This window comes from Erythrobacter sp. HA7-11, assembly GCF_055693605.1.
In genome coordinates this window covers 2770252-2782728 of record NZ_JBVFUF010000002.1, presented here as the reverse complement: position 1 = coordinate 2782728, position 12477 = coordinate 2770252, and the positions used below count along the sequence as shown (strand labels likewise).

Annotated in this window: 10 protein-coding genes and 1 pseudogene; 7 read left to right on the top strand and 4 right to left on the bottom strand. The window is 58.4% G+C overall.

The genetic code is table 11. From position 1 onward, the window contains the following. The first annotated feature begins 259 nt into the window (after positions 1–259). On the top strand, positions 260–2662 hold the full coding sequence (locus ACZ1GU_RS14255; protein WP_472648608.1) for a TonB-dependent receptor: 2403 nt from the start codon (positions 260–262) through the stop codon (positions 2660–2662). Positions 2663–2725: 63 nt separating this feature from the next. On the opposite strand, the gene ACZ1GU_RS14250 is transcribed toward ACZ1GU_RS14255, so the two are convergent. From ACZ1GU_RS14250 to ACZ1GU_RS14240, 3 genes are read right to left on the bottom strand one after another with little or no spacing between them, the layout of a single operon-like run. Further along, positions 2726–4312 carry a GMC family oxidoreductase gene (locus ACZ1GU_RS14250; protein WP_472648607.1) on the bottom strand — a complete coding sequence of 529 codons (1587 nt, stop codon included), beginning with the start codon at positions 4310–4312 and terminating at the stop codon, positions 2726–2728. Between the two features lie 24 nt (positions 4313–4336). Continuing rightward, positions 4337–5302 carry a sterol desaturase family protein gene (locus ACZ1GU_RS14245; RefSeq protein WP_472648606.1) on the bottom strand — a complete coding sequence of 322 codons (966 nt, stop codon included), beginning with the start codon at positions 5300–5302 and terminating at the stop codon, positions 4337–4339. After that, positions 5295–5729, bottom strand: a complete 435-nt coding sequence (locus ACZ1GU_RS14240) for a hypothetical protein (RefSeq protein ID WP_472648605.1) — start codon at positions 5727–5729, stop codon at positions 5295–5297. The genes ACZ1GU_RS14245 and ACZ1GU_RS14240 overlap by 8 nt, the downstream gene beginning before the upstream one ends. Before the next feature lie 111 nt (positions 5730–5840). On the opposite strand from ACZ1GU_RS14240, the gene ACZ1GU_RS14235 reads away from it, so the two are divergent. After that, on the top strand, positions 5841–7196 hold the full coding sequence (locus ACZ1GU_RS14235; protein WP_472648604.1) for an amidohydrolase: 1356 nt from the start codon (positions 5841–5843) through the stop codon (positions 7194–7196). 9 nt (positions 7197–7205) lie between these two features. Here ACZ1GU_RS14235 and ACZ1GU_RS14230 read toward each other — a convergent pair whose 3' ends face one another. Further along, complete coding sequence (locus tag ACZ1GU_RS14230; protein ID WP_472648603.1) at positions 7206–7646, bottom strand: protein tyrosine phosphatase family protein; 441 nt, start codon at positions 7644–7646, stop codon at positions 7206–7208. A 289-nt stretch (positions 7647–7935) separates the two neighbouring features. Between ACZ1GU_RS14230 and ACZ1GU_RS14225 the strand changes: the two are divergent. The 5 genes and pseudogenes from ACZ1GU_RS14225 (at position 7936) to ACZ1GU_RS14205 (ending at position 12427) form a co-directional block, all read left to right on the top strand. After that, positions 7936–8701: pseudogene (locus ACZ1GU_RS14225) on the top strand (cold-shock protein). Positions 8702–8831: 130 nt separating this feature from the next. Then, positions 8832–10031, top strand: a complete 1200-nt coding sequence (locus ACZ1GU_RS14220; RefSeq protein WP_472648602.1) for an acetylornithine transaminase — start codon at positions 8832–8834, stop codon at positions 10029–10031. Next, on the top strand, positions 10031–10963 hold the full coding sequence (gene argF, locus ACZ1GU_RS14215) for an ornithine carbamoyltransferase (protein ID WP_472648601.1): 933 nt from the start codon (positions 10031–10033) through the stop codon (positions 10961–10963). Before ACZ1GU_RS14220 ends, argF begins: the two co-directional genes overlap by 1 nt. A 56-nt stretch (positions 10964–11019) precedes the next feature. Further along, entirely contained in the window at positions 11020–11928 is a 909-nt protein-coding gene (gene hslO / locus ACZ1GU_RS14210) for an Hsp33 family molecular chaperone HslO (protein WP_472648600.1), read from the top strand. A 106-nt stretch (positions 11929–12034) separates the two neighbouring features. After that, entirely contained in the window at positions 12035–12427 is a 393-nt protein-coding gene (locus ACZ1GU_RS14205) for a DUF3617 domain-containing protein (protein WP_472648599.1), read from the top strand. Positions 12428–12477: the final 50 nt, after the last annotated feature.

Sequence of the window (12477 nt, the reverse complement as noted above, 5' to 3'; positions counted from 1 at the left end):
AATACCCAGATTAGCGGGGGAGCTCTCTCCTCTCCCTCTCTCCCCGCTAACCCTTGTTCCTCCTGCGAACAACAACTCTCACCAAGGCCGGAACGCGATCTGCGTTCCGGCCTCTTTTTTCGCGAATTGGACGTGTGGCCAGTGGGTTACAGGTGCAGCAAATCTCGAATCGATGAAACGACGGACTCTTGCATTTCATTCAATCTGGGCGCTGATTTACCCCATTCGGAGAAAATACCGAAGCAATAGGAGAGAACTGATGCGATCCCCCAAGCACTTTTCACCGACAAGTCTACGCACCGCTCTGATGGCAGGCTGCGCAATTTCGCTCGCAGCCACACCCGCATATGCGCAAGATTCTAATAGCGAAGAAAGCGCTGACACGCAGACTGGCGGAAACGTCATCGTCGTGACCGCGACAAAACGGAACACTACCATTCAAGACGTTCCGTTCTCCATCAACGCGCAGACGCAGGAAGACATTCAGCGTTCCGGTGCAGTGACGCTGGAAGATCTCTCGCGCAATGTTGCGGGCCTCTCGGTTCAAAACTTGGGGCCGGGTCAGAGCCAAGTCTCGGTCCGCGGTGTTTCCGCCGGTCAGGTCGTTCGTGACCAACCGGGCGTGAAAGAGCAGGTCGGCGTCTATCTTGACGAGTCCGTCATCTCGCTCTCGCTGTTCACGCCTGACCTCGACCTGTTTGATCTCAATCGCGTTGAGACCCTGCGCGGCCCGCAAGGCACTCTGTTCGGCTCAGGCTCGGTCGGCGGCACAATCCGCTACATTACCAACCAACCGACGACTGACGGTGTAGAAGGCCTGGTGGAAGGCAACGTCAATCTTGTCGATGGCGATGATCTCGGCTGGCATCTTAAGGGTGCAGTCAACCTGCCGCTCAGCGATAACACCGCCGTCCGCGCGGTCGGTTATTACACCGAATATGGTGGCTTCATTAATGCACAAGGACCCGCTGGAGGCGAGGACGTCAACAGCGGTGAGCGCTATGGTGGCCGGGTAGCCTTGCGGGTCGATACCGGCGAAGGTTTCAGCATCACGCCGCGCGTTGTCTATCAAAAAGTGAAGGCCGACGGCTTCAACCGCCAAGAATTCTTCAGCCTTTTCGCAAACGAGTTCCTCACCGTCCCCAATCAACTGGGCGAACGCGAGCAGTTCCTGCTGCTGCGCGAGGAATTCGAGGATGAAACGCTGATCGCTGACCTCGTCGTCGAAGCGGACCTCGGCCCGGTCACGATGACATCGGTTAGCTCGTTCACGGACCGTGAAATTCTCGTCAGCCGCGACGCCAGCGCTCTTACGGGCTCGGTCTCGGTCGACCTTGGTTACCCTGAGGCGGCGGTTCTTCTGCCATCGAACCTGCGCGACACGACCGATGTTCAATCGCTGACGCAGGAACTTCGGTTCGCCTCGGATTACGACGGGCCGATCCAGTGGGTGATCGGCGGCTTCTATTCGGAAACCGATCGCTTCTATCGCCAGCGTTTGCCCACACCGGGCTACGCCGCGGCGACAGACGCAACTTTGGGTGCGGGTACATCGGCAGCAGTTGCCAATGGCTTCCCGAACCTCGATTCCCCGTTCAACTCGGATTTGCCCTACACCATTGAGCAACTCGCGATCTTCGGTGAAGCAAACTGGGAAATCACCGACGCGCTGACCTTCACGGCTGGCGGTCGCTATTATGATTTCGAGGAAACCCGCACGATCACCACGGGCGGTCTTTTCGCCAATGGCGATGCGGGTGTGGTTGATGAGACATCGTCCGATGGCTTTACGCCGCGCTTCCTGCTCAGCTACGAGATCAATCCTGACCTGACGATCAATGCGCAGGCATCGCAAGGCTTCCGGCTTGGCGGGGTGAACGATCCGCTCAACACCCCGCTCTGTAATGCGGAAGATCTCGCTTTGTTCGGCGGCTTTCAGGATTACGATGACGAGACGCTGTGGAACTATGAGCTGGGCGTGAAGGCGCAGGGCAATGGTTTCACTTTCAACGCTGCTGGCTTCTACAATGACATCAGCGACCTTCAGGTTACGCTGGATGCCGGCAGCTGCTCATCGCGGATCGTCTTTAACGTCCCCGATGCGCATACGTTGGGCGTCGAGGCTGAGCTTGGCTTCAGCCCCGTTGAAGGCCTGAACTTAAACATTTCGGGCAGCTGGATCGAAGCGGAATTCGATACCACGCTTCCTGGCGCATTGGCTGAAGCGACCGGCATCCGCGAAGGCAATCGCCTGCCGTCGGTTCCGGAGTTCCAGTTCGCCGCGAGCGGCAGCTACGAATTCCCTGTGTCGGACAATGCCGAGGCGTATATCTCCGCGTCGGTGACGCATGTGGGATCGCGCTTCACGCAGCCTGCTGACCAGGAAAACAACCCGCGCACTTTCGTGCATGGCCTGCCGTTCGGCGGCGCGCCAGCTGATGCAGCGACGACAGTGAACCTGTTGCTCGATGACTATCAACTTGTAAACCTGAGCGCAGGTGTCGATTTCGACAACGGTTTGAGCCTGGTGGCATACGTCAACAATGTGTTTGACGAGAACGCATTGCTTTCATTCGACCGTGAGCGCGGAGGCCGCGCACGCCTTGGCTATCGCATCGGTCAGCCGCGCACGTTCGGAGTGACTGCGCGCCAGTCGTTCTAAGCTTGGGCTAAAAATTGAGAGGGGCTGGAGCTTCGGCTTCGGCCCCTTTTCTATTGTCTGTGATCAAGCAGTCGCGGCTTTCACGAACTCAGCGCAGCGTTCGCCGATCATAATGCTCGGCGCGTTGGTGTTGCCGCTCACGATCTTTGGCATGATGCTGGCATCCGCGATCCAGAGCCCTTCGAGCCCGCGCACCTTCAAGGTCGGATCGACCACGCTGTCATCATCTGCGCCCATGCGGCAGGTGCCGACCGGGTGATAGACAGTGTCCGCGCGGCTTCGGATCAATTCGTCCAGCGCATCATCGTCATTGAGGTCGATCGGATAGCGGTCGGTCGGCCCGTATTCCTGCAGAGCTGGCGCCTCGACGATGCGATGTGACAAGCGGATACCTGCGCGCAGCACTGCGAGATCGCGCTCATCATCGAGGAAATTGGGGTCGATCACTGGGGGAGCGGCTGCGTCCTTCGATCCAAGTCGCACAGTGCCTCGGCTCTCTGGCCGGAGCACGCAGGCGTGGAGCGAGAAGCCATGTTCTTTCACCTTTTCACGGCCATGATCTTCGAGCACCGCGGGCACAAAGTGCCATTGCACATCTGGTGCCGGGGAATCTGGCATTACAGTCCAAAAACCGCCCGCCTCGGCATAGCAGGTGGTCATCGCGCCGGTGCGGTTGCGACGGTGTTCGAGCATGGCGGCGGCCATCCGCAGGGTGCCTTTAAGCGTGCCGCCAATCGGCACGTCGCTTTCCGTCTCCCATGCCGAGACGTAGTCGAGATGGTCTTGCAGGTGCGACCCGACCGCCGGGCGATCCAGCGCGACATCAATGCCATGCTCCTTGAGATGCTCAGCTGGGCCTACGCCCGAGAGCATCAGGATTTGCGGACTGTTGAAAGCGCCCGCCGCGAGGATCACTCCGTGGCGCGCGTAGAGCATTTCGCTGCGGCGGCCCTTTTTGACCAGCACTCCTGTAACGCGCCCCTGCTCGATAACCAGTTTTTCAACCAGCGTGTTCGTGCGGATCGCGAAATTGCCTTGCTCGCGAATGGGTTCGACATAGGCGCGGGCGGCGGACCAACGCTCGCCATTGCGCTGCGTAACTTGATAGAGGCCGAAACCTTCCTGGGTTTCATCGTTGAAATCATCGTTACGGCGCAGCTGCATTTCGTTCGCCGCTTCCACGAATGCGTGGCTTGTTGGATTGGGGGAGATGAGGTCAGACACGAAAAGCGGGCCGCCATCGCCGTGATATTCGTCCGCGCCGCGCTCGTTCGCTTCGGCCTTTTTGAAATAGGGCAGTACGTCTTCATAGGCCCAACCGGTGCAGCCCAACGCCGCCCAATTGTCATAGTCCCAGGCGTTGCCGCGAATGTATACCATTGCGTTGATGGCCGACGATCCGCCCAGACCCTTGCCGCGCGGTTGGTAGCCGATGCGGTCGTTCAGCCCCTTTTGCGGGACGGTGTCGAATTTATAATTCGAGGAATTGCGGATGAAGGGCATGAAGCCCGGCGTCTTGATCAACACATTGTCGTTGCGCCCGCCGGCTTCGACCAGGCACACACGCTTGGTGCCGTCGACCGCAAGTCGACCCGCTGCCGCGCTGCCGCCGCTTCCGCCGCCAATGACGATGTAATCGAAACTTTCCATGATCTCTCCTCTAGGGAGAGATGATTAGGCGGCCTTATTGGTTCCCGCAATCGGGTTTCGATCCGCCACCGGAACTGCGGGCTCGATTTGGCCAGTGCGATCAAGCCAGCGCGCGCGGATCATATCGGATGTCTCGCGGCTGCCATCATGCGTCCAGCCGGGCTCGCGCAGGAGATAAGAGAGTTTGTGGCGCCACGGAGCGCGCCAGATATCACTAATCATCCCGATCCACTCATGGAAAACAGCCCATAAGAGGTTGAAGCTGCCAAGTTGTTTGACGATTCCATAGCGGATCTTTTCATCATCGCGTTCGGGCTCGAACGTACGAAACATCTTGTCCCAGACGATGAAGACGCCGGCATAGTTGCGGTCCAGATAGCGCGGATTGGTGGCGTGGTGGACGCGGTGGTGGCTCGGCGTGTTCATCACCGCTTCGAACCAGCGCGGCATTTTGTCGATCGCCTCGGTATGGATCCAAAACTGGTAGACCAGATTGATCCCGCCACACACCGCGATCATACCCGGATGGAAGCCGATCAGGACCAGCGGCAATGCGAAGAGGAAGCCAAAGGTAAAGGATCCTGTCCACGTCTGCCTGAGTGCGGTCGACAGATTGTAGTGCTGGCTTGAGTGGTGATTGACATGCGCGGCCCACATCCAGCGGATGCGATGTCCGGCGCGGTGCACCCAGTAGTATTTGAAATCGTCGAGCACAAACACGACCGGCCAGGCCCAAAGCGGGCTCCACCAATTCTCGCTAATATCGAAGAGGCGATATTCGTAAGCCCCGATGAAGATTGCGAGCGCAAATCCGCCTAATATCGCGCCTGCGATGGTCGAACCCAATCCGAAGGCGAGGCTGACCAGCGTATCCTTGGGTTCATAGCTTTCCGGCGCCCGGAGCCGCGCCCATCCGAGTTCGATCAGGATCGCGAGGACGAAGAACGGCACGGCAATTTGGGTCACAGAGAAGTCGGGTAGTTCAGGCATCGCACGTCCTCTTTACCCGATTGATTGCTTCGGCCCAAGCTTTGGCATCGTCAGTTGCTATCGAGACCGTGCCGAAACGCGTCTCGCTCGCGTTGATGGTGAGCACGCCGTCCCGCGCCTCCGCGCTCGCATTCGCATCGAGCACGCGCCCGGCGAAATGTGCGCCGTGGACCTTGAGAACGACGAACCGGCCAGCATTGTCGCGCAGCACAGCTGTCTTACCGTCGTGTCCAATAGCGCTTTCGCTCGCCGCAAAGCCATCATGCACTTCGCTCGCCGCGCGCGCTGCCTGCTTGTGATTGGCGAGCACTGCACCGCGGCCCAATCCAAGCGCTAGCGTAAGCCCTGCGACAAAAAGGATTGCGACGAGCGATCCACCGTAGATCAAAAGTTGCGGGTCAATTTCCATGATGAGCAGGATTGGCATGAGCGTTTCTTTGCGGCAAGCAGGGCTGCAAGGAGATTGCTATGAAATTTCTCGCCCGCACTGCCCTGTGTGCTTTTGCGCTTGGTTCGGCCCCGTTGGCCGCTGACAATCATGACCCGGCTCGAACTCGTCGCTGCGCAGAAGGATCGCACTGAACGGGTCGCACAGGAATTGTGGGATTTGGCCGAGGTGGGCTATCTCGAAACGCAGACCACTGCTCTTTTGCAAACCGAACTGGCGAGAGAGGGCTTTGAGGTCACGCCCGGCATCGCCGAGATTCCGACCGCCTTTGTGGCCGAATGGGGCGAGGGCGGACCAGTGATCGCTATCCTCGCAGAGATGGATGCGCTCCCCGGTATCAATCAGTCTGCTGCTGCTACGCGCGATCCGGTCGCTGGCAAGCATGCTGGTCACGCTTGCGGGCATAATCTCTTCGGCGCCGCTTCGCTGACGGCTGCGATTGCAGTCAAGCAATGGCTCGACGCAACAGGAACGCCGGGCCGCATCCGGCTTTATGGTACGCCGGCAGAGGAAGGCGGCTCGGGCAAGGTCTACATGACGCGCGCTGGCATGTTCGACGATGTCGACATCGCGATCCACTGGCATGCCGATGACGAAAACAGCGCGGCGGCTCGCACGAGTCTTGCCAACCGCTCAGCCAAATTTCGCTTTACTGGTATCTCCGCTCACGCTGCTGGCGCTCCAGAGCGCGGACGTAGCGCACTCGATGGCGCTGAGGCGATGAACATGATGGCCAATATGCTGCACGAACACATGCCGCAGGATGCACGCATGCATTACGTCATCACGTCAGGTGGCAACGCTCCAAACGTCGTCCCCGACTTCGCTGAGGTGTTCTACTACGTCCGTCATCCTGATCCTGACGGTGTTGAGGAGATCTGGGGGCGGCTAGAAAACGCCGCGCGCGGCGCCGCGATGGGCACAGGCACCGAGGTCGAGTGGGAGGTGATCCACGGTAACAATCCCTTGCTCGTCAACGAAGCACTTGCTCGTGTTATGGACCAGAAGCTGCGCATGGTCGGCGGCGTCGAGTATACGGCGGAAGAACGCGCATGGGCCGAAGAGATACAGAAGTCGCTCGGCGATGCGGCCCTGCCGCTCGAAAGCGCAGGCGAGATTGGTGAGTATTCCAAGAGTCTTGGCTATGGCTCAACCGATGTTGGTGACGTGTCCTATGCGACCCCGACAGTCGGTGTGCGCACCGCAACCTGGGTACCGGGAACCAGCGCTCACACCTGGCAAGCTGTTGCCGCAAGCGGGCACTCGATTGGTCACAAAGGCGCTCAAGTGGCGGCAAAGGCAATGGCCCTGATGGCGGCGGAATTGTATACCAATCCTCAGTTGCGAGCGGATGCGAGAGCCGAATTCGACGCCGCGCGTGGCGCAGACTATGAATACAAGTCGCTGCTCGGCGACCGCGAGCCGCCGCTTGATTATCGCAAATAAGGTTGGCTTTCAGCCTTTGGCTTGAGCTGACAGCATGTCGAGCATCGGTCTGACGGGCGTCACATCATAGCCCGCGACCGCGGCTGCACTGACAATTGCGTCGGGTTCGCCTCCGCTTCGAGCTTGCGCCAGCGACCATAGAAAAGTCGAACGTGTGCCCGACCGGCAATAGGCCAGCACTTTGCCTTGAGCTCCGCTCAGGGCTTCTTGCATTTGCGCAATTTGTGGCTCGCTGAAGCCTGAATGGCCGATCGGGATCGCCAAATAGTCAATTCCAGCCGCCCGCGCCGCCGCTTCTACCTCGTCGCCTTGCGGGGCTGCTGGCTCCTCTCCATCCGGACGGTTGTTGATGATAAGCGTCACGCCGAATTCGGCTGCAGCCTCAATCTCCTCTTGGCTGATTTGCGGGCTGGCAAAAACCGTTTCGGACAACTGGCGAAAATCACTCATTGCAAAACACCTCGATGAAGTTGGCGCAGTTGAAGCACCATCTGGTGCAAGTCTTGGTCAAATGTTCCAAGCGAAGCAAGCGTGCATCATGCGCGAAATTGTCACAATCATGCGAGATAAGGCAAATGTTGGGTTAAATCGTTCGCAAAGCATGCCTTTGTGCGCTATGCGTGCGAATCTACGAGGTGGGACTCAGAATTTCTCGGGTCTCATCTGTGCAAAGTGCGGCTAGCTGTCCCTGCACTTTTGCATAGGAGGAAGGGCAGTTTGGTAAGGTACGTTTTAAGTTATGGGTTACGATAGAGGCCGTCGGCGCGGCTGGGACAAGCGCGACGGATTCGGCGAAGACAGCTACGATCCTTTTGGCGGCGGTGGTGATTTCCCGCCTCCTGGCAATTACGGAAATGACAGGCACGGCGGCGGCGGCGACCGCTTCGGTGGTGGTGACCGTTATGGCGGCGGCGGAGGCGGTGGTGACCGTTTCGGCGGCGGTGGCGGCGGCGATCGCGGTGGCCCACGTGGTGGTGGCGGCGGCGGCGGTGGCGGCGGTTTCAATCGCATGCCAGCTCAGGTCGTTGGAACCGGTAAAGGCACGGTGAAGTTCTTCAACAGTCAAAAAGGCTTTGGCTTCGTCGCGCAAGAAGGCGGCGGTGAAGACGTGTTCGTGCATATCAGTGCGGTTGAGCGTGCTGGTCTCGAAGGTTTGGCCGAAGGACAGGAGCTCGAGTTTAATCTTGTGGATCGCGGCGGGAAGATTTCTGCTCAGGACCTGCAGGTTGTCGGCGACGTGATTGCTGTCGAGATCGAAGCCAGCTGCGCCTCAGCGCGAACTGACCGGCGAAAAAGCGACCGGCACAGTCAAATTCTTCAATTCGATGAAGGGCTTCGGCTTTTTGGTACGCGATGATGGCCAGCCGGATGCCTTTGTGCACATTAGTGCAGTCGAGCGTTCCGGCCTCCAAGGCCTCAACGAGGGCGAGCGCTATGAGTTCGACCTCGAGGTCGATCGACGAGGCAAGCACTCTGCGGTCAATCTGGTGCCTGCGCAGGGATAATCCCGAGCATCATATGAGGGCCGTTTGACCGGACACGAGAGCGGCCCTATCCCATGAATATTCCGGAGATGGCGGCTTTCAACAGGCCGCCATTTCCTTTCCCGAGTTTGAATTTTCCGAGGATCTGCCGATGTCGATCACACCTTTGATGCCTGTCTATCCCCGCTGCGGCGTGCGGCCTGTTCGCGGAGAGCACTGCCACCTGATCGACGAAGACGGCACGCGTTATCTCGATTTTGCCAGCGGGATTGCCGTCAACTTGCTGGGTCATTCGCACGAAGGCTTGATCGGCGCGATCCAGGAGCAGGCTGCGACCTTGATGCATGTGTCGAACCTTTACGGCAGTCCGCAAGGTGAGAAGCTGGCGCAGAAGCTGGTCGACAACACCTTTGCCGACACAGTCTTCTTTACCAATTCGGGTGCTGAAGCGGTGGAAACTGCAATCAAGACTGCGCGTGCCTATCACCAGAACGCCGGTGATGAGGGCGATAAGGACAAGTTTGAATTGATCACGTTTTCAAACGCGTTCCACGGACGGACGATGGCGACGATCAGTGCATCGAACCAGACCAAGATGCACCACGGCTTCGCGCCGATGCTCGAAGGTTTCAAATACGCTGAATTCGATGATCTGGAATCCGCCAAGGCTCTGATGGGGCCAAATACTGCTGGCTTTCTGGTTGAGCCGATCCAAGGCGAGGGCGGCATTCGCCCTGCGTCGCAAGAATTCATGCAAGGGCTTCGCGCACTTGCTGACGAACACGACCTGATGCTTGTTCTTGACGAAGTGCAATGCGGCGTGGCGCGCACCGGCACGCTCTACGCTTATGAACAATATGGCATCACGCCTGATATCGTTGCAACGGCCAAGGGTATTGGCGGGGGCTTCCCATTCGGTGCATGTCTCGCCACTGAGAAAGCCGCGCGCGGCATGACGTTCGGTACGCATGGATCGACCTATGGCGGCAACCCACTCGCGATGGCGGCTGGTTGCGCAGTGATGGACGCGGTGGCGAATGAAGATTTCCTCGCGTCAGTCCGCGAGAAGGGCGAGCGTATTCGCGCGCGGCTCGAACAGTTCATCGGCAACTATCCCGATTTGTTTGAGCTGGTTCGCGGCAAGGGCCTGATGCTCGGCATCAAGATGAAGGTCGAAAGCCGCCCGTTCTTTGTGCACCTGCGCGACCATCATCAATTGCTGACGGTCGCGGCGGGTGACAACACCTTGCGCGTGCTGCCGCCCTTGGTGATTGGCGATGCAGAGATCGAAGAATTCTTTGAAAAGCTGTCTGCCGGTGCGGCCAGCTATAAAATACCCGAGCCTGCCTGATGTCGCACCAGCACTTTCTCGACCTGAGCGATGCCGGGGCAGATGCAATTGCGGCGATGATCGCGGACGCGATCGACCGTAAGGCGGCGCGAAAAGGCTTGGGGAAGGGAGCGCCAGACGCAGATGCTCCGCTTGCAGGCAAAGTGCTTGCGCTGGTGTTTGAGAAAAACTCGACCCGCACGCGCGTCAGCTTCGATATCGCGATGCGGCAGCTGGGCGGGAGTGTGCTGATCCTCGACAGCGCATCGAGCCAATTGGGGCGCGGCGAAACTATTGCTGACACTGCGCGAGTGCTCAGCCGGATGGTCGATGCCATCATGCTGCGGACGGACGATCATGCGAAGATCGAAGAGATGGCTCGCCATGCCAGCGTGCCTGTCATCAACGGCCTCACCGATCGCTCGCACCCCTGCCAGATCGCAGCGGACCTGCTGACCGTGATCGAGCATGGAAAGTCATTGCCGGGGCTTGAGGTTGCCTGGTTTGGTGACGGCAACAACGTGCTGCATTCGATTCTGGAAGCAGCGGGTCTGATGAAGTTTAATGTGCGCGTGGCGACACCAGCCGGGTATGAACCCGAAGCCGAATTCGTCGAAATGGCGCGTGCGGGCGGCGCGACAGTGACGCTGACTCAAGATGCACAAGCAGCGGCTCGTGGAGCTGACGTTTTCATCACAGACACTTGGATATCGATGGGTCAACCCGACGCTGATGAAAAACGCATGGCAATGGAGCCTTACCAAGTCAATTCGGACCTCATGCGACAAGCGAAGCCGGATGCGATCTTTCTGCACTGCCTCCCTGCACATGTCGGTGAAGAGGTCAGCGAAGACGTATTCGAAGGGTCGCAGTCGGTGGTTTTTGACGAAGCTGAGAACCGCATTCACGCACAGAAATCTGTCTTGATGTGGAGCTTTGGTCTGCTTGGCTAAGAGCGCCAGTTCGCTCAGGGCTTCTCATTGAATCTCCGCGCACCATATAGCCCGCTATGATCCAACTTGAGAACACCGAGGGCGCCCCCGAAACATTCGCGGATAAACTGCTCGGCTTTACATTGCCAGGCAAAAACGCTCGTGGCCGCGTCGTGCGGCTCGATCTGACGTTGAATGAAGTCCTGTCGGCGCATGATTATCCTGCGCCGATCAAGCACCTTTTGGGCGAAGCCCTGGTTTTGGGCGCTTTGATGGGAGGGTTGCTGAAAGGCGAGCAAGGTCAGTTGACCATGCAGGCGCAGACCAAGTCAGGGTCGGTGCAATTGCTAGTCTGTGACTATCGTGCCGGCGAAATGCGCGGCTATGCGGAATTCGACGCGGATCAGCTCGACAATTTGGGGGCGAATCCCGCGCTATCTGCTCTGTTCGGGGAGGGGTACCTCGCCATCACCTTTGAAACTGATGGCGGGCAACGGTACCAGGGTATCGTTCCGCTAGAGGGCGACACTTTGGCGGAAGCCTGCGAGAGCTATTTCGTTCAGTCAGAACAGGTGCCGACGCTCATTCGCATTGCGAGTAGGTCCGGCCCGGCGGGGCATGAAGCCGCAGGTATTTTGATCCAGCATTTGGCTGACGGTGAGGAAGGGCGCGAGCGCCTTCATGTCAGGCTCGACCATCCGGACTGGGAACATATCGTCGCACTTGGAGCCACGATCAGTCACGAGGAATTGCTGGATGAATCTCTCTCAATGGAAGGGATAATTTGGCGCCTATTCCACGAGGAGGAACAAATCCGTATCCAGCCGGGGTCTTCGATCAGTCGAGGCTGTCGTTGCAGCGCAGAGCATTATGGTGAAGTTTTGGCTCGTTTCCCCGAGGTCGAACGCGCAGAAATGCGCAATGACGATGGGCAGATCGTGGTTGATTGCCAGTTTTGCTCGAAGAAATTTGCCTTGGCTCTTTAACAGTTCGCCGCTGTTAATGAACGGCTCATCGCCCTGTGGCCATAACATACAATGCGTTGTAGCAATTATGTGGCGAGGTGCCCGAATGGAAAAGCGGAGAAAGAGAATGCGCGCTGTGCTCGCTACGACGGCGGTTGCTGCTATTGGCGTGCTTGGTTTGCCGCTTGCCGCGCAATCTGACGCACTATCGATGCTAACCGGATTGACCAAAGGGGAGTGGACAGTCACGTCCCGAGATGGGCGGCAGATCCGCAAAATCTGCGTAAGATCTGGCCCTGAGCTTATCCAGGTGCGGCATAGCCAGCCGAATTGCAGCCGCTTTGTCGTCGAGGATGGGTCGGCCGAAGTCAGCGTTCAATACACCTGTCCTGGCAACGGATACGGGCGGACCAGTATTCGCCGTGAGACTAGTTCGTTGGTCCAGATTGAAAGCCGAGGGATTGCAGACGGGCTTCCATTTGAGGTTACAGCCGAGGCACGGCGGACCGGTACTTGCTGAAATCTAGACGCTCAGATCCCATTGCTTAATGCTGGAAGCGCGTTAAGTCT